Source organism: Shewanella sp. BF02_Schw (assembly GCF_014596695.2).
In the GTDB taxonomy this organism is placed as follows: Bacteria; Pseudomonadota; Gammaproteobacteria; order Enterobacterales; family Shewanellaceae; genus Shewanella.
Genome location: NZ_JABKAW020000001.1, coordinates 488,797 through 506,925 on the forward strand (window position 1 = coordinate 488,797; position 18,129 = coordinate 506,925).

20 protein-coding genes are annotated in these 18,129 nt (G+C 40.8%); 14 read left to right on the plus strand and 6 right to left on the minus strand.

Annotated elements, in window-relative coordinates:
* The first annotated feature begins 64 nt into the window (after window positions 1–64).
* Window positions 65–3,361, plus strand: coding sequence for a S41 family peptidase (locus HNW13_RS02310; RefSeq protein WP_192114470.1), 3,297 nt, complete (start codon window positions 65–67; stop codon window positions 3,359–3,361).
* A gap of 131 nt (window positions 3,362–3,492) precedes the next feature.
* Here the strand turns inward: HNW13_RS02310 and HNW13_RS02315 are convergent, their stop codons facing one another.
* Window positions 3,493–3,930: an OsmC family protein gene (locus HNW13_RS02315; protein ID WP_192114471.1), complete on the minus strand. Its 438-nt coding sequence runs from the start codon at window positions 3,928–3,930 to the stop codon at window positions 3,493–3,495.
* A 306-nt stretch (window positions 3,931–4,236) separates the two neighbouring features.
* Between HNW13_RS02315 and HNW13_RS02320 the strand changes: the two genes are divergently transcribed.
* Entirely contained in the window at window positions 4,237–4,515 is a 279-nt protein-coding gene (locus HNW13_RS02320) for a hypothetical protein (RefSeq protein WP_192114472.1), read from the plus strand.
* Window positions 4,516–4,585: 70 nt separating this feature from the next.
* Here the strand turns inward: HNW13_RS02320 and HNW13_RS02325 are convergent, their stop codons facing one another.
* The gene (locus HNW13_RS02325; protein WP_162022571.1) at window positions 4,586–5,236 is read right to left on the minus strand and encodes a DsbA family oxidoreductase; all 651 of its coding nucleotides are present in this window, start codon (window positions 5,234–5,236) and stop codon (window positions 4,586–4,588) included.
* A gap of 425 nt (window positions 5,237–5,661) precedes the next feature.
* On the opposite strand from HNW13_RS02325, the gene raiA reads away from it, so the two are divergent.
* Window positions 5,662–6,018: a ribosome-associated translation inhibitor RaiA gene (gene raiA / locus HNW13_RS02330; RefSeq protein WP_011636558.1), complete on the plus strand. Its 357-nt coding sequence runs from the start codon at window positions 5,662–5,664 to the stop codon at window positions 6,016–6,018.
* A 339-nt stretch (window positions 6,019–6,357) separates the two neighbouring features.
* Here the strand turns inward: raiA and HNW13_RS02335 are convergent, their stop codons facing one another.
* Window positions 6,358–7,410 (minus strand): diguanylate cyclase, encoded by a 1,053-nt coding sequence (locus HNW13_RS02335; RefSeq protein ID WP_192114473.1) that lies wholly within the window; start codon window positions 7,408–7,410, stop codon window positions 6,358–6,360.
* 524 nt (window positions 7,411–7,934) lie between these two features.
* The gene (locus tag HNW13_RS02340; protein ID WP_059746407.1) at window positions 7,935–8,660 is read right to left on the minus strand and encodes a YebC/PmpR family DNA-binding transcriptional regulator; all 726 of its coding nucleotides are present in this window, start codon (window positions 8,658–8,660) and stop codon (window positions 7,935–7,937) included.
* 607 nt (window positions 8,661–9,267) lie between these two features.
* Here HNW13_RS02340 and HNW13_RS02345 point away from each other — a divergent pair.
* Entirely contained in the window at window positions 9,268–9,525 is a 258-nt protein-coding gene (locus HNW13_RS02345) for a TIGR02922 family protein (RefSeq protein WP_101085570.1), read from the plus strand.
* A gap of 101 nt (window positions 9,526–9,626) precedes the next feature.
* Here the strand turns inward: HNW13_RS02345 and HNW13_RS02350 are convergent, their stop codons facing one another.
* A complete protein-coding gene (locus tag HNW13_RS02350; RefSeq protein WP_101085568.1) occupies window positions 9,627–10,223 on the minus strand; it encodes a TetR/AcrR family transcriptional regulator in 597 nt (198 codons plus the stop codon).
* Between the two features lie 145 nt (window positions 10,224–10,368).
* On the opposite strand from HNW13_RS02350, the gene HNW13_RS02355 reads away from it, so the two are divergent.
* From HNW13_RS02355 to HNW13_RS02370, 4 genes are all read left to right on the plus strand, one after another.
* Complete coding sequence (locus HNW13_RS02355) at window positions 10,369–11,412, plus strand: alkene reductase (RefSeq protein WP_192114474.1); 1,044 nt, start codon at window positions 10,369–10,371, stop codon at window positions 11,410–11,412.
* Window positions 11,413–11,652: 240 nt separating this feature from the next.
* Complete coding sequence (locus HNW13_RS02360; protein WP_243756212.1) at window positions 11,653–12,975, plus strand: leucine-rich repeat-containing protein kinase family protein; 1,323 nt, start codon at window positions 11,653–11,655, stop codon at window positions 12,973–12,975.
* Between the two features lie 209 nt (window positions 12,976–13,184).
* Window positions 13,185–13,376, plus strand: a complete 192-nt coding sequence (locus HNW13_RS02365; RefSeq protein ID WP_101085561.1) for a CopG family transcriptional regulator — start codon at window positions 13,185–13,187, stop codon at window positions 13,374–13,376.
* 285 nt (window positions 13,377–13,661) lie between these two features.
* Window positions 13,662–14,006 (plus strand): zinc ribbon domain-containing protein YjdM, encoded by a 345-nt coding sequence (locus tag HNW13_RS02370; RefSeq protein WP_011636566.1) that lies wholly within the window; start codon window positions 13,662–13,664, stop codon window positions 14,004–14,006.
* A gap of 31 nt (window positions 14,007–14,037) precedes the next feature.
* On the opposite strand, the gene HNW13_RS02375 is transcribed toward HNW13_RS02370, so the two are convergent.
* Window positions 14,038–14,388, minus strand: coding sequence for a hypothetical protein (locus tag HNW13_RS02375; protein WP_192114476.1), 351 nt, complete (start codon window positions 14,386–14,388; stop codon window positions 14,038–14,040).
* Between the two features lie 235 nt (window positions 14,389–14,623).
* Here HNW13_RS02375 and HNW13_RS02380 point away from each other — a divergent pair, with 235 nt between their 5' ends.
* The 6 genes from HNW13_RS02380 to HNW13_RS02405 all read left to right on the plus strand — a co-directional run bounded on the left by HNW13_RS02380 (window position 14,624) and on the right by HNW13_RS02405 (window position 17,899).
* Complete coding sequence (locus tag HNW13_RS02380) at window positions 14,624–15,028, plus strand: hypothetical protein (RefSeq protein WP_192114477.1); 405 nt, start codon at window positions 14,624–14,626, stop codon at window positions 15,026–15,028.
* A 131-nt stretch (window positions 15,029–15,159) separates the two neighbouring features.
* Window positions 15,160–15,510 (plus strand): hypothetical protein, encoded by a 351-nt coding sequence (locus HNW13_RS02385; protein WP_192114478.1) that lies wholly within the window; start codon window positions 15,160–15,162, stop codon window positions 15,508–15,510.
* Between the two features lie 113 nt (window positions 15,511–15,623).
* Window positions 15,624–16,220 (plus strand): hypothetical protein, encoded by a 597-nt coding sequence (locus HNW13_RS02390; RefSeq protein WP_192114479.1) that lies wholly within the window; start codon window positions 15,624–15,626, stop codon window positions 16,218–16,220.
* A gap of 80 nt (window positions 16,221–16,300) precedes the next feature.
* Entirely contained in the window at window positions 16,301–16,687 is a 387-nt protein-coding gene (locus tag HNW13_RS02395; protein ID WP_192114480.1) for a hypothetical protein, read from the plus strand.
* A gap of 2 nt (window positions 16,688–16,689) precedes the next feature.
* Window positions 16,690–17,532 carry a hypothetical protein gene (locus tag HNW13_RS02400; protein ID WP_192114481.1) on the plus strand — a complete coding sequence of 281 codons (843 nt, stop codon included), beginning with the start codon at window positions 16,690–16,692 and terminating at the stop codon, window positions 17,530–17,532.
* 76 nt (window positions 17,533–17,608) lie between these two features.
* Window positions 17,609–17,899, plus strand: coding sequence for a phage protease (locus HNW13_RS02405; protein ID WP_243756158.1), 291 nt, complete (start codon window positions 17,609–17,611; stop codon window positions 17,897–17,899).
* The last annotated feature ends 230 nt before the right edge of the window (window positions 17,900–18,129 follow it).

The window sequence follows — 18,129 nt, forward strand, 5'->3', positions numbered from 1 at the left end:
TAAAAATAGCCTACTCGATAACGCGTTATCTCTAATTATCGACTTTATAAGGAAGCTCCTCACCATGAAACTTCGTCGCTCCGTTGCGCATTGTATGTTGGTACTAGGCACTTTAGCGTGTTCATCATTGATATTCGCCAACGCCTCTAATCAAGGCTATTACCGCGCTCCTGCATTACACGATCAAACCTTAGTGTTTACTGCCGAAGGCGATCTTTGGACCACAGAACTCAGTCAAAAAAATAACCAAACTAAAGCCAGCCGCTTAACCAGTTTAGCTGCTGAAGAGTTGGACGCAACCATTTCTAAAGACGGTAAATGGGTGGCATATACTGCCAATTATGAAGGCGCTACCGAAGTGTATGTGATGCCGATTCAAGGCGGCGTAGCTAAACGGGTGAGCTTTGAAAACAGCCGAGTACGTCTGCAAGGTTGGACGGCATCTGGCGAAGTATTGTATTCAACCGACAACGCCTTTGGCCCGGCTAACTTTTGGGTGCTTAAAACCGTTGACCCACAATCCTTAACCATTACCGATTTACCGTTAGCTGACGCAGTCGAAGGCACCATTGATGATAAAGGTGAATATGTTTATTTTACCCAATTTGGTCTGCAAGTTAGCGGCGACAATGTCAAAGTGTATCGCGGCGGCGCTAAAGGCGAAATTTGGCGTTATAAGTTAGGCAGTAAACAAGAAGCACAACAGTTAACCAACGCCCATGAAGGCTCGGTTAAACAGCCAATGCTATGGAACCAACGTGTTTACTTTGTCAGTGATCAATCTGGCAATGACAACATTTGGTCAATGACCCTAGATGGCAAAGACATTAAGCAACACACTCAATACAGCGACTGGCAAGTGCGTGACGCCCAGCTTAATAATGGCCGTATTGTGTTTCAGCAGGGCGCCGACATTAAGTTACTTAATCTAGCCGATCTTGCGGAATCAACAGTAGCCATTGAGCTTACCAGCGACTTTACTCATCGCCGCGAACAGTGGGTTAACGACCCAATGGATTACGCCACCTCGACAGTATTTTCTCATCAAGGCGATAACGTAGTAATAACGGCCCGTAGCCATGTAGCTATTGCCAGCAACGACGGTCGTCGTTTAGTGCAAATAGATTCACCCGCCGATAGTCGTGTACGTGATGCACTATTAAGTGATGACGGCAAATGGGTTTATGGCATTAGCGATGCGTCTGGCGAACAAGAAATTTGGCAATATCCTGCCGACGGTTCTGCCGGTGCTAAGCAACTTACTAAAGATGGCAGCACTTTACGCACCAGTTTATCGTTATCACCAAATGGCCGTTATTTAGTGCATGACGATTACATGGGTAATGTGTGGTTACTTGATTTAAGCCGCAACAATAACCAAAAAATCATTAAAAATGGCGAAGGTTTAGGCCCTTACCAAGACATAAAATGGTCTGGCGACAGTCAATTTATTGCGCTAACCAAGGCTGAGATTGGCAAACAACGTCCGCAAATTGTGTTGTATTCCATTAACGAGTCAAAATCACAAACCTTGACTACAGACAAATACGAGTCTTTTTCGCCTAGTTTTAGCCACGACGGTAAATGGTTGTATTTCTTGTCTAACCGCGAATTTAAAGCCAACCCTGGTTCGCCTTGGGGCGACCGTAACATGGGGCCGATATTTGATAAACGCACTCAAGTGTTTGCCTTAGCATTAGATGCTAAAGCATCATTTCCGTTTGCCAAACCAACCGAGCTTACCGTTAACAAAGACGCTAAAAAAGCTGACAGTAAAGACCAAGACACCCCAGCAAAAGTCAAAGTAGAGTGGGACGGATTAAACCAACGCTTATGGCAAGTGCCAGTTGATGCAGGTAACTACAATAGCTTAACCGCAACCAAAGATAAGCTGTATTTATTAGATGGCAGCCAAGATAAAAGCGAACTAAAACTGATTAAGTTTGACCCGCTCAATATTAAAGTCGACACCTTTGGTGAAGATGTCGGCCAATATTCGTTATCAAAAGATGGCAGTAAAATCATGCTGCGCAAACAGTCTGATCCTAAAAGCCTTATGATTGTCGATGCCGGTGACAAACTGCCCAGCGATGTATCGCGCGCCAAAGTCAGCACCGACCAATGGCAATTAAGTATTTCTCCGCAGCAAGAATGGCAACAAATTTTTGAAGATGCGTGGTTAATGCATCGCGATTCGTTTTTTGATCCAAAAATGCGCGGCGTAGATTGGCAAGCAGCTAAAGCTAAATATCAACCTTTGGTAGACAGACTGACCGATCGTAATGAGCTGAATGATATTTTCACCCAAATGATGGGTGAACTGAACTCATTACATTCACAAGTACGAGGTGGAGATATTGCCCAAGATGCCGATGCAGCCAAAGCCGCTGCGTTAGGAGCTAGGCTGACACAAACCGATAAAGGCGTGGTCATAAGCCATATTTATCAAACCGACCCTGAGTTGCCGTTATCAGCCTCACCACTGGCCCGTATTGAGGTTGATGCGAAAGAAGGTGATGTGATTGCGAGCATCAATGGTAAGAAAATCACTAACATTGCTGATGTGACTCAACTACTGCGAAACCAAGGCAACAAGCAAGTGTTGCTCGGTTTAGTCCGTGGTAAAACAGCCATCAATACCATAGTAACTCCCCATGATATAGGTACCGATGCCAAGCTGCGTTACCTTGATTGGGTTGAGCATAACGGCGACAAAGTGGCTAAAGCCTCTAAAGGGAATATTGGTTATTTACACTTATATGCCATGGGCAGCGGTGATGTCGAAAGCTTTGCTCGCGAGTTTTATACCAATTACGACAAAGATGGCTTAATCATCGATGTTCGTCGCAATCGTGGTGGCAATATCGACAGTTGGATTATCGAAAAACTGTTACGCCGTGCATGGGCATTTTGGCAGCCAACTCATGGCAGCACCAACGCAAACATGCAGCAAACCTTTAGAGGCCATTTAGTGATATTAGCCGATCAAATGACCTACTCAGATGGTGAGACTTTTTCTGCCGGAATTAGAGCGCTAAACATTGCGCCTATTATCGGTAAGCAAACTGCGGGCGCTGGAGTGTGGTTATCGGGTCGCAATTCGGTGACCGATAAAGGCATGGCACGAGTGGCAGAATACCCACAATATGCCATCGATGGGCGTTGGGTTGTTGAAGGTCACGGGGTTGAGCCAGACATTGAAGTCGATAACTTACCTTATGCCACTTTTAGCGGTAAAGATGCACAACTTGATGCTGCTATCAGTTATTTGAAAGATGAACTAGTACAACAACCTATTGCGCCATTACAAGGCTTGCCAATGCCAAAAATAGGTAAAGCAGCTGACATAAAAGCCAAATAACTTTAAATTGGCTTCAGTAAACCAATAAAAAATAACCCTCTCAGCGTCATGTTGAGAGGGTTATCATTAAAACATTAAAACATTAAAACATTAAAACATTAAAACATTAAAACAGCGAAACAGTAAAAAGCCTACTGCTTTATTTCAACTTCGCATGCTAACGAGTTAGCAATAAAGCAATTTGCATGGGCTTTTTCATGTATCTTCGCTAACGTTTCTGCGTCAACTTCAATCCCTTCTGCAAACGTCACTTTAGGCGCTAATGTCATCTTAACCACGGCGACTTTACCTGCTTCATTTTTACCTAAATCAGCAGTAGCATTATCAACATAATTGGCAACAGGCAGTCGCTTTAAATGGGCAATCGCTAAAAAGGTCAACATGTGGCAAGAAGACAAAGCAGCCAGTAAGCTTTCTTCTGGATTCACTTTATCGGCATTGCCTTTGTATTCAGGGGCTGATGACGCTTGAATCGTTTGCCCTGTACCAAACTTAACCTCATGGTCGCGATTAAATTCACCTTCCTCACTTGGTGAAGACTGCCAATTTACCGTTAATTTAAAGCCCATTTTGTACTCCCCAAACCACATAAAAGTGGTGTTTATAACAACTTAATTTAGCGTGTATTACCCTGAAAAGCGGTCACTCACCAAACGGTAACACATCTCTATTGATTCAACACTAGGCGTACCTTAATGTCCATTAATTTGAGCTAAATAGTCAAACCGAAACGACCACTACATGTGGCGAAATCGATACAAACAAAATGGATAAAGCCTTTTCCATTAAAGCGATTTAAATACCATTTAAATCAGCTTTTTAGATGAATTTATTGCTATTTAACTATCTGTTTTAAAACAACGAAAGACTATCTATTGGTAATCAATGCATATGTGCTGTGTTATGCCATCTACCACGTCGATATTGCGTTAGCTACCGATGATAATGAATTTAAAATAGCGACAGCAGATTGGTCGACAATTGACTTTAGCGCAATAGCCGGTGATGACGCTGTGACTGAAGGGGTGTTGAAAACCTTAGTGGAAAAAGGCGCCAACATGCACTTTAATGCTACAAGCGTCGGTACCTATCGCTTTACGGTGACAGGTTCAAGCACTGAATCGCCAACCTTATTAGTTACCAAGTTGAACTAGGCTTAAGTGATTGCTTCGTAAAAAACAAAACCCAGCTAAAGCTGGGTTTTGTTTGTTTAATGAAAACGGCTTAAGCTTCTTCTGTAGTCAGTTTGGTAATCAACTCAGCAATAGTGTCGGGATCTTGTGCGCCAGAGACTAAATATTGTTGATTAAACACAATGGCAGGTACGGCTTGAATTCCGCGGCTGATCCACAGTTGCTCTTCCTCTTTTACAGCAGCTTCAAAGCGTTTGTCGGTGAGCACAGCACGAGCCTCATCAGCATTTAACCCTACCTTTGTTGCAGCTTCAATGAGTACTTCAATGTCATCTGGGTTTTTCTGCTCAGTAAAATAGCTGCTAAACAGCGCCAATTTCAAGTCAGTTTGCTTACCAGACTCGGCAGCCCAATACAGTAGCTGGTGGGCCAATAACGTGTTGTAAATACGTGATGAGTCGGAAAAGTTAAACTCAAAGCCTAAATCGGCACCCATTTGGGTTAACCGTTGACGATTTTGAGCACTTTGCTCAGGTGTTGAACCGTATTTTTCCGCAATGTGCTCGCCTAAATGTTGCCCTTCAGGCCCCATTGCTGGATTTAACTCAAACGGATGCCACTGCAATGTAACTTCTAAATCATCAAATTTGCTCAATGCTTGTTCAAGTCGGCGATAACCGACAATGCACCACGGACACATTACGTCGGAAATAATGTCAATTTGGAGCTGATTAGTCGTCATAAATGTTCCTGTTAATGATTAATTCGACTTAATTTAGCTAAGTCTACAAAAATAAAATGAGTATAGTTGCTTATAAATTAACTGTTTTTAGCGGTTAATTGATTGGTTTACCATCACTTGTGTAAACAACACAAAAGTTGCAACCTTTGGGACTAAATTGTGTCTATACTTAATCAGTAATCTGATGTTTAATCAATGTAAGGGTTAGGTCAATTAGATATACCCCATGCACGTTTATCAATGTTGTCGCTGTTAAAGTATACAAGTAGATATAAAACACATTATAGGCTTGAGCACTTGTGATACAAAGCACACGTTCCATGTCTAAATATGTCAGCCTGCATTTGTACAACAACACTATTTATGTCAGCATGCAATTGTAATACGCAATACATTTGGCAAGTAAATTCTTTTAAGGATAATCTATGAAAATAAATCTTTCTGGTCACCATGTTGATGTTACTGATACTGTCAAACAACACGTAGATGAAAAATTCGCTAAAATAGCTAGCCATTTCCCGACGCTTATCTCGCTAGATATCATCATAGCTAAAGAGCATGGTGAATATGATGTTGAAATTAGAACTAACTATGAAGGAACTCGCATTGCTGCCAAAGGTACTGACCTAGTCATGTATCCCGCTATCACGAGCGCCGCTAAAAAATTAGATGCGGCACTAAAGCATCGTAAAGGCCAATTAAAAGCAGATTTACATGAAAAACCAGATGTAACTGCACCTGAAATCGCTTACGAAAAAGTTCAAGAAATGGACTTACGTTAACCGTTAACCCTAGTCGTTTATTCAACGATATCCAAAACGCAGCCTAGGCTGCGTTTTTTGTTAGAGCATCATAAAAACTAACCTTGTCCAGTCATAACAACCTAGCAACTCAAGCTAACTTCAACTTGCTAGAACGCTGCATTGCTAAAAAGCTAAGCGCAGTAAAGCATCAATACATTCATCGCAGCTTGTTAAGTTTGTAAATCATCTGCGCTATCGCATTTATAGAATCTAGCCGCGAAGCGTTCTAGCATTTAGCATTTATTTTTGGATATAAAACAGTACAACATTTATGGGATGGAAAACACTCCAATCGGCTCATAGGTCGATAGAGCCTGCTTACTGAGGATATACTTGGTTTCTGCCATTCTTTTTCGCTTGATACAAATATCTGTCGGCATTGTTAATAAGCTCATCAATAGTTTGGTTATCGGTTAACTGTGAAATACCCATACTGATGGTTAGGCTAATCTCTTGCTTATGAAAAAGCACCTTATGATGTTGTACATTAGTACGAATTTTTTCAGCAATGATAAAAGCTTGTTCAGCCGAGGTTTGCGGCAGAATAAACAGAAACTCTTCGCCACCCCAGCGTGCAACGCAATCTTGTTGCCTCACACTTTGTTTAAACACTTGCGCTAGCTCGGTAAGCACGATATCTCCGCAATTATGACCGTATTTGTCATTGACCATTTTAAAATGATCAAGATCGCACAGCAAAACGGATAATGATTCGTTGTTTCTTGATACTCTTGATTTTTCCTGCTGTAAAATAGTTAACGCATTACGTCGGTTAGCCAGTGTCGTTAATGGATCTGATAACGCGAGTTTTTGATATTTTTTACCGAGCTTCAGCGCACTATTGTAGGATAACATTCTTGAATATTCATATAACGCGGAGAGGAAGGTAGTGGTTAAAAATGACAATATTAACCGGACTTTAAACTCAGTTGAGTAAGTTGCATATTGAGGCATCTCTATCGGTGAAAACATAATAATAGCGACAACACTTATGAAAAATAGCAGGTTAACCAGACCATAACTTAATCCCAGTACATAAACGGAAACTGGCGCCACAATAAATATCCACAGTGGACCGGTTTGTTCCACCCCTCCAGTAAACACCAAATAGAACATCAGTAAATATAACGAGTAAATGATAATAAAAGAGCTAAGGTTAAGCTTGTTGTATTTTTTTAGCGCCACGTAAGCCAAACAATAAATAATGCTGGAGACAAATAGAGTGATGGTTAACACATAATTACTGTTAAATAAGCTTATTACTCCCATCACAAAAGTCATCGACATTCCGACCAATGAAAACAGGGATATAACGTGAGTTTGCTGAAGTTCTCCGTTACTTTTACTTTCATTTTTAATGAATGTTAGCAATGGGTCATCCTTTAAATGTTTGGTGCCGATATAACATTTGAATTGATTTTAGCGATGTTAGCTATTCAAAAATAACATGTATAAAGAGTATTATTTAGAGTGACATGAAATGAGCTATTATCCAATGATCTTTTTTGATCATGCTTAAAGTAATCAAAGCGGTAACATCGGTAAGGGTGATAACCCCTAATGCATTGCTAATAAAGTGTTCGGTGGATTATTAGGCAGATAACAACGATGAAAAGCGCATGCTTCACTTACGTAGATCACTAAAAAGTTATAGCAACATAAAGCTATAGCAACATAAAGCAGGAAGGGGGGATTCGGTTAGACTGTTGAACTTTTAGCGTTTCAGCATTATCGTTTTTATAGAATTTATCAGCGAAGCGTCTTGGCATTTTAACATTGAGGCGTTTAGGTTGTGGATCTTGAGAGTGAAAAAAAGACGTGACGGCTTTAATAGAAACAAGCTGCAAAGTGTTCTAGTACGTAGGCTTAGAACACTTTAACAGCCTAAGTTTGAGTTATTCGTCGTCGTTAATATCTGCATTGTGGTAAACGTTCTGAACGTCATCACAATCATCAAGAGCGGCTAAGAACTTTTCAAAACTTTCAATATCTTCACCAGTAAGTTCAGTCATGGTTTGTGGCACAAATGCTAAATTCTCTACCTTAAAATCAATCTCTGGAAAGGCTTCAGTTAACACAGTGCGCGCATTGTTAAACTCTGATACGGGTGCAAATACACTGATGATGCCATCTTCTAGCTCTACATCGGCAACGTCGACATCAGCCATCATAAGCAATTCAAGAATAGCTTCATCGTCTTCGCCTTCAAACACAAAAACGGCTTGATGTTCGAACATATGGCCAACAGTACCAGGGCTACCTAACTTGGCATCATTTTTAACAAATGCTTGGCGAACCTGAGTAAAGGTACGGTTACCGTTGTCTGTTAAGCAGTCAACAATCACCATGCAGCCGCCAGGACCAAAACCTTCATAGCGGGCGGTATCATAATCTTCACCACCACCACCACGAGCTTTTTCAATGGCACGTTCAATAACGTGTGCCGGAACTTGATCTTTCTTCGCGCGGGCAATCAAGCTACGTAGTGCTAGGTTGCCGTCTGGGTCGACGCCACCTTTAGCGCAAATATAAATCTCTTTACCGTAACGTGAGTAAATTCGTGTCTTTTGGCCAGCGGTTTTCGCCATGGACTCTTTTTTATTTTGATATGCTCTGCCCATCTTAATCTCGTTTTATTAAATGTTTAAGGCTAAAAATTGTCATCGATTCTAGCAGGAATAAGTTGTGCTGTTTAGGTGCTGGTTCTAAATTTTGCATAAATAATCTTTTAGCAAAATAATAAAAGGTTATCAAACAGTCCTTTGCCCTAGTCACTAGCTGGATTCACTTACCATAGACCTGCCTTTGCCAAGTAAATTTGCACTGTTTGTAAGACAACAAAAACGATGTCGATGATCTACTTGAAATCATCTGACTTTTTGAACGGGCCTATTTATCATCCCGAGATGAGGTTTAGTCGGTTTGTTTACATTGTAAATACGGTAAAATAAAGCGCTAGTGCTTCGCACTTACAGGACATAAGTATTCATATTTACACATCAGATGTGTTAAGTTTATGTATCATGAAGCTTCAATCGATAATACAATTTAGTAGAGTATTAGCGTATAAAGCCTAAATATAAAAATAAGAAAAAGGATTTCTCTATTGGGTTAACTCAATATTGAAAGTCCATAGTTTGATCCATTTTATCCTGAGATGAATTGATGAGTTAGATGATCAATATCATTTCTACACTTAATTAGTATGCTAGAAATGAGAGTCCAAATATGAAATCTGAATCTGCTGAAGGTCAAACGTCAAATGCGACGGTGACTATTTTGTATTACGAAGCCCCAGTTGGTTTAGAAATGCATAATGCTGTGATGACCGATCTGCAAATCAGCCAAACTGGGCGTGTAATGATCCCTGAATCATTTCGTCGAGGTAAATCTATTATTGCGGTATTAGAAGGCGAGTGCAAAATACTTAACTCACTGGGTGAGCGAGTGTATTCGCAACGAGTTATGAGCAAAATAGACAATTAAATGAACCTTAAGTAAAAAAAAGACACGTAAAGTGTCTTTTTTTTTGTAATTTTTGTATGTGTTGCCTTTCACGCATGAGCTAACGGCAAGAGTTAGGCATGCTAGTTTAGCGACTCGCAGCGTAATAAGTCGGCTAACAGTTTATCTGCTAAAGGCTGTAATACTTGCTCATGAGGCTGGGTGTGAGCTACCGTTCGTAAACCGTAAATTCCCATCACTAAATACTGTGCTAAAAATTGGCTATCACAGTCTTGAGCTATTAGCTTCTGCGCTTTTGCTGTATCGAACACCATTACTAATGACTGCTGCCATAGCTGCAAAAACTGACAAGTCATTTGTTTAATTTGCTCATCTTGCTCGCCCATCTCACTGAGTGACTTGGTCAGTAAACACGCCTGAGTAGCATCACAACTTAAGCATTCTTGTACAATTAAAGCTAAATAAGCCCCTAAGTTGTCTACTGCTGAACGGTCATTAGCAAACAATTGCTGAAACTGTTCATTGCGATCTTGTTGGTACTGCTCAATAGCCGCAATATACAAGCCTTTCTTATTGTCAAAAGCGCAATAAATTGACCCCGGATGTAGCCCCGTTGCTTTAGTGAGATCTTGCATGCTGGTTTTAGCGTATCCATTCACTAAAAAGGTGCTCATGGCAGCACGTAAAACCGTTTCTCTATTAAATTCAGCGTGTCTCATATCTGGTCACTTCTGGTCAACATCAAAGCGTGATAACTCATAACGCTCGAGTCTAACTAAATTTGATCGATTATTCAAAAAATACTTGAATGTGTATTCAATTAAGATTAATCTTGAATGTATATTCAAGAAAGGAGATCGTCACATGACGGCAAGTTTATTTACACCATACAAACTCAATGACACCCTAACATTATCAAACAAGATTTTAATGGCACCATTAACGCGTTGTATGGCGGATGATGATCTTGTTCCTACTCAAGCTATTGCAGACTATTATGCTCGCCGTGCTGAAGCAGGCTTAATAATCAGTGAAGCGACAATTATCCGTCCAGATGCGCAAGGCTACCCAAATACCCCTGGTTTATTTACTCCAGCTCAAATCGACGGCTGGCGCGTAGTGACCGATGCGGTGCACAAAAATGATGGCAAAATTTTTTCTCAGCTTTGGCACACTGGCCGTGTAGCACACTCACACTTTTTTGATGGTGGCGACGTGTTATCTGCTTCTGCTCAAGCTGTAGAAGGTACTGTGCCTAGAATGCGCGAATTAGTTTACCAAACGCCAAAGGCTGCCACGTTAGATGATATCAAGCAGTTAGTGATTGACTATGCTCAAGCCGCTGCAAATGCGATTGATGCTGGTTTTGATGGCGTCGAAATTCATGCTGCAAATGGTTATTTGATTGACCAATTCTTACATCATGACAGTAACCGTCGTGAAGACGAATACGGCCAAACTCCTGAAAATATGTCACGCTTTGCCTTAGAAGTAGTTGACGCTATTGTGGCTAGAATTGGCGCAGATCGCACCGCTATTCGAGTATCTCCTGGTGCCTATTTTAATATGGCAGCCGATCCTCGCGACCGTGGCGTGTTTGACTATTTATTACCTGAGTTGGCCAAACGCAATTTAGCATTTTTACATGGCGGTATTTTTGACGACTCAATGCAGTTTGATTACTTAGGTGGCAGCATATCGGCCTACCTACGCAGTGTTTACACTGGCACGTTAGTGGGTGTAGGTAGCTATACCGCCGAAACGGGCAGTGCGGCCATTAGCGACAATAAGTTTGATTTGTTGGCGATTGGCCGTCCATTTATTGCTAATCCAGATTATGTGGCAAAAGTGCGTGATGGCGGCGAATTAGTGGCATACGCCGACACCATGTTAACGGAATTGATTTAACCTAGTTTATTGTTTTACGTTACTGATTTCAGCAGAGGTTAGTCAAACGTAGTTTGTAGGAATCCATTTCTAAGCAGTATTTTCTATGCTAGAAATGGCGCTAAAACTATCAACCCCAATTTGTGTTTTTTAGCATCCGTCTTGGCCACAGCTTTTGCTGTGGTCTTTTTTTTGGCAGAAATTTGTCTCAGTGGGTGCAGTCTATTACTATGTCGACAATTTTTGGCAAAGAGAAACATGATGCAAACACTGCAACAATTAAATGATGGTTTGTTACTGGGTTATCAACGGGTCAGTATCGCAGAACAACTGACGGAATTTCCTGTAAAACTGTTTGAGTTAGCCGATACCCTAGAAGTGCTCGATCTCGGCAATAACCAATTATCGTCATTGCCTGATAACTTTGCTGACTTGCATCAACTTAAAATCTTGTTTGTGTCGAATAACCTATTTGATCATCTGCCAGCAGTATTAGGCCAGTGTCCAAAGCTCGAAATGATAGGTTTTAAAGCTAATCAAATTCGCACCGTACCTGAAGCATCCATTCCAAAGCAAACCCGTTGGTTAATATTAACCGATAACCACATTGAGCTGTTGCCAGACAGTTTAGGTCAATGTCATCGTCTGGAAAAACTCGCGTTAGCGGGTAACCGATTAACCGCACTGCCTAATAGCATGGCTAATTGTCATCAATTGGCTCTTATCCGTTTATCGGCTAACCAGCTTACCGCCTTACCACATTGGTTATTTGAGCTACCTAACTTAGCCTGGTTGGCTTTTGCAGGTAACGCGTTTAGTCATGTAGAACATTGCGATAATACTCGCGTACCTATCGTGCCATTAACCCAGTTTACCTTAGGTCAGTTACTCGGGCAGGGTGCATCAGGATTGATTTATCAAGCGACTCACCATACAGAAAACTCAGTTGAGGCAAACTTTAGCAGCGACGCTGATGTCGCAATTAAGTTGTTTAAGGGCATGGTAACCAGTGATGGTTATCCAGCAGATGAGCTTGATTGTTGCTTAACCGCTGGCGAGCACCCTAATCTGATTAATGTGGTGGCACAAATTAATCAACCAGAACAACTGGGTTTAGTGATGCAACTTATTCCGCCAAGCTACGGCAATTTAGGTTTACCGCCGTCGTTACAAACCTGTAGCCGCGACACTTTTGAAGCGCAAACGGTATTTACCTGGGCGCGCATTACTCATATTGCCAGCCAAATGGCTGATATTTTGGCTCATTTACACCAAAATGGTATAAGCCATGGTGATATTTATGCCCACAACATCATGATAAATACCCACGATAACGTGCTGTTTGGTGATTTTGGCGCCGCCTCAAATTTAAAGCAGTTCACCCCACAGCATTTGCAATTAATGCAAGCTATTGAGGTTAGGGCATTTGGTTATTTGGTCGATGACATGCTAAACCTCATCGATAACCCAAACACACCACAAGCGATAATGTTGCGCCAGTTAGTGCAAGATTGCTTGCAGCATAGTTCATCAACAAGACCGAGTTTTAAAGCGCTGTTACCCCGTTTAGCGAGCATTGCTTAACAGATAAACACACTCGGGCTAAGACATGATTAGGTTTAACCAGCCTAGTTGTTTAGCTCGAGTGAATAGCTCTATTTAAAGACCTGAGTGAATAGTTCGAGTGAAAGGCTAGCAATAATAGTACGGCGAATAAAAAATCCAGAATATGGTCTTTAGCCACACACTGGATTATAATCAAATTATCATGTCGTAATGAAAGGCTAGCCACTATGGAAAATAAAACTGCACGTTTTACTGTATTAATGGACCCGCTAAAAAAGCAGGCATTTGAACAACTGTGTGCTGCGCAAGATCTCACCCCATCACAAGTCACCCGTCAGCTTATTCGCGAATACCTCGAAAAGCATGATGTGAGTTTTGCTGACAATCAAAGTCGTCCGAACCCACAGGTAAAAAGCTAAGCTTTAATTCGCCTATTGTTAGGCTATTGGTGACACTATTAGTCACCTAGTGGCTATGCAAATTACTACGCTACTCGTTACGCTAGCCGTTACATTAGCGGGCAAGTGGATCAACTGGTTTACCACCCTAGGGTAGTCAATTCGTGATAATAGCATTATAATGTCATTACAATATTCGGCAGGGTAGATACTTTTCTATCTCACGCCAATCGATAAAGCCTGTCGAACTGCGTATTAGCGCTGTTAACGTGTTCGACAACTGCCAAGAACACAGAGAGTAAAGATATGAGTGATGTAATCCCGCCATGCCCAAAATGTGAGTCTCCGTACGCTTATTCAGACGGCACATTATTAATTTGCCCAGAATGCGCCAATGAGTGGAACCCAAATGAAGAAGTGGTTGATCCAGACGCTATCATTTTAAAAGATGCCAACGGCAACTTATTAGCAGAAGGCGACAAAGTCACCTTAATCAAAGACCTTAAAGTAAAAGGTTCATCACTCGTGCTTAAAGTCGGCACTAAAGCAGTGATCAACCACTTTGTCGACGGCGACCACGACATCGACTGTAAAGTTGATGGCAACGGCCAAATGATGCTGAAATCGAAGTTTGTTAAAAAACAAAGCTAATAACGAGTAATCTAATTGTTATAAGTGACCATTAATCGGCTTTAGGCTGATTAACAAAAAATCCCCGCAGGCAGCGATGCCAGCGGGGATTTTTTATGGACGCGGGTTCAAGTCCCGCCGCCACATCTGAACCGGTTATTGTTGTTCCAAAAGTATATTGTTTAGCAATGCCCGATCGCATGCTTGCCCAGTTGTGCTCCCCAAGTGCAATCACTTCGGTGACACGCTGTAAACCCATCCATGGGCGCTCTGCGAAAACATCCATGTTTTCGATGGTCACAGCCGCGATTGCACCTGTGTCTCTACTTTCTTCGATTAAGCCGCTGTTGTAGTTATCAAGAATACGCTGCCATGCAGCATTTGGGTGGTACCACAAGCTCATTTAGCATCTTCCCCAATCAAGATATTCAAGCAAGGCCGTTTTTGGGTATCGCGCCGTTTGAAAGCAAGACATTCTGGACCTAGTAGAAAGCCATTTAAGACGATCGTTAATGTAATGGTTGTTATTTTCTTTAAATAACTAAAATAGGTTACTGATTAGCATTGATTTATTGTCTTCTCGTCTATTAGTTGATAAGTTTTACTCTTAACCAGTCATCTTATGGAAGATCCCGTGTATGGACACACCAGCCAAAGAAATTGCCTTACCTCAAGACCCTACCGAGTTAAACAGAACTGCCGACAATCAACCATCATCTGAGCAAACTGCAGATAAAACAACGCATCGATTTCAAGCTGATTTAGACAAAGCCCAATCGGCGGTGAGCGTTGGTGGCTCACTGTGCTCGTTCAGCTCATTTATCCATGGAATGGTGTTGCTTGGCTTTATCATTTTTACATTCAAACTCTTAAAAAGTGGTGCCGATGCCGTGGTGCTAGCCCCTTTCTTACTCGGGATTTTAGCAATATCAATTTCCTGGGCCATCGTTTATGCATTGCTGAGTATTGTTGTCACCAACGCCCTAACTGCGAAGCACTCGATTTACCAGTCATCGAAGATGACTGCCTCAAACAAGCTGTAAGAAGAGCAAGAATCAAATACTTCATGATATAGGACTAAGAGCAAGTTAAACGAATTAGCATAGATTTAAACATCTTTTAAACGAGATTTAGATCATGGTGAACTGTATTTTATCTTCAAAAGGACTTTGAAATGAATTCGATTATAAATCAACTGTTGTTAGATATAGAAAATGCTGCCAAGTCTTGGGGTGACGTTATTGTCCAGAAGCAAAACAATACAAATCTAAGTGTAGAGCTAAATGAGGAACCTCTGATCTTTGTTGATGTACATGAAGGGATGCCGGTGATGTTGTCCCAACAAATAATGGATAATGACGGTGTGACTTTCAGTGTGGATATAAGCATTTTTCGTGGACAGAACCGAAGGATTGACTTTGTAAACTCTGTATGGATGTATGGTGAAATTAAGATCGATGTGACGTGTTTTATAGAAGAGTGCTGCTTGGTAGCATACGATGAATATAAAAAATTAGGTTGTTAGCTTAAGTTTATTTGAGAAGTGCAGAGATGTTATCTTTTTTATTGAGATAATTATGTAGGTTAGCATCATGATTGGAATGGAATTTATATGTCATGTGTTGAAAAGGAATTACGATGATTGTAACTGTTGAAGTGCTAGAGACAAACATACCAGAGCTAAAGGTAAAAACAGTCGCTTTTAATTGCTTGGATGGGGTTATTACTTTCAGTGGGTCTTCGCCATTTAAAAGTTCAAAAATCATGTTGGCAGCGGCTTCTAGCTTAACAATGTTAGATTCTGATAAGTACAATACAGTAGCAAAAATTAATTTTGGTGAAGATTTATATTTTTCTTTCAAATCTCCTACAGATCCATATATAAAGTACCTAAAACATCTGCAGCTAACTCATTCAGAAGCATTTAAAATAACGGAACAGTTATCAATTTTTGTAGGTGTGGGTATTTTATTTTTAGCCCTATTGATTTTATCTGGGGTGTTTGGTGGAGATAACGGTAAAACGGATAATAGTAAACAAACGAGTCCAGTTGTTTCTGCAGAAAAGACAGGTGCTGCTCAAATGTTGATAAAACGCTCAGGTTATAAGTGTGACTCTGTGAGTCATATAAGCCAAAGTTCTTGGGATGGTTCCTACAGAGTAACTTGCAATGACGATTATTATGCTTATTCAATCGATGATGACGGTGGTAATTGGGTTGTTACAGTGAACTAAATTTAATAACTTAGTTTCAATTTTAAGCTAAGTGACTTTTAGCTAACACAATCAAAATCAAATCATAAGGATATGTATTTTTGAAAAAATTATTCATAATTCCGTTATCTATAATTCTGGCCTCATGTGCTGCGCCAACTCGCACAGATACTGATGAGTTTTTTGTTGTGGATTCTGGCAACATTGCTACTGATAAAATCCCATATTTCATTGACTGCTTAACAGATGGTTTTAATAAGGCCCATTCTGGTCTAGCTAATTTTGAGGTGAGACAATCAATAAGAGCTACTGGTTACCGGATTGAAACATACACGGGTTCATTGAACTATTTGCTTGTAAGTGCGGACGTGTTCAACGATGGCAAGGTTGTACTTAATGAAAGTAGTGCAGCGGGTTGGATCAATACTAAGGGTGAAAAAGATACCTTTTCTACTTGCTTGTTAAATTTTAATAAATTGGAAGATTGAACATGGTATCAAAACCGAAAGAAGTAACAGTATCACCCGAAAAAAATCAAGGTGGTTCAAATCTTAGTGATGATTTACCAAACTGGTTGGTTTTTTCTCTCATCTTAGTTGCAATAATTACAATTTTTATTTTAGGTTTGTATTTTAGTCAGTTTAATGGCCCTTGGGGCAGCCAAGATAGGTTTGCGCAATTTGGAGACTTTATTGGTGGGACATTAAATCCAATCCTCGGCTTTGCTACTGTTGGATTATTAGTCTGGTCTATTCGGATCCAGCTTAAGGAGCTAAAAGAAACACGTGAAGAATTGAAGGCAACAAAAAATGAAACGGCTAGAAGTGCTGATGCACTATTGGCTCAAGTAAGGTTAGCTAGTCAAGATTTTAAACTCAGAGAAATAACTCGTGCGATAAATGAGCAAGTTCAAAGGTATGATGAGTTAATTTCTAACACAATAATTAATTCGAACCAATACGTTTCTTGCCTAAGATCTTTATCGCCACACACTCTAAGTCTAAAGGAACTTCTCAATGGTATTTGGCATGATCATCCGTTGAATTCAGAACAACTAATTCGCTTTCAAACAGTTTCGCAATCAGACTATATAGATAAATCAAGTGAAGTACCTTGGGAAGACTGCGTAAGTATTGTAATTATAATTGGTGCTCTGAGTATTGAATATGAACATTATAGTAGTAGTATCGGGGATGATAAGTTATCTATTGTGTCTTTGATTAATTTTCAGAATAATTATCGTAGATCTAAAAAATTAAAATTTTTCATTAATGATGAAAACTTAGATTCCGTAATAGATCTCGCTTCTAAATATATAAATATAAAGCCCTAATCCCGAAACCTTTCCAATCCGCTCAAATCAGTAAAACCCGCATTCTAGGCACTCCAATGTTATTGAGAGTGCCTTTATGTTTCGGCCTACAGCCCTTAGCAGCCAGTTAACCTTTTATATTACCACGGCCTGCGCCGATGGTTATATCCAGGCATTGCCTGATGGTGAGTTTGCGGCAGTAGATGGACGCCCCAGCGATGTAAAAGCCGGCAAGTGGTTGATGGATACCACAGCCTTTGCTGCGCTTAAAGCCAACACCCCACACCAAGCTGGTGATCTGGTTATTGACTACGAATACCAAACCTTCAACAAAGTAACAAACAAACCTGCAGGCTCAATGGTCCTCCGTCCGAAGTGTCCGAAATAGCGTGATGAAAATGCCGTAGTGACATCATGGATGATGGCACAGGCTCAGGGGTACATGGATGTACCATCTGAGCCGTTAGGCGATTTTTATTATCGCTATGAGGATCAACACTTTGTCGGAGCTGCTGGGGTGATCCAAGAGGGGAAAGCAGTTTTTCCCTTCTTGGTCGGGTGTGGGTGAAGCGCCACGACGTTGATGTTATTTTTTAAGTTGAATGATTACGACCAGTT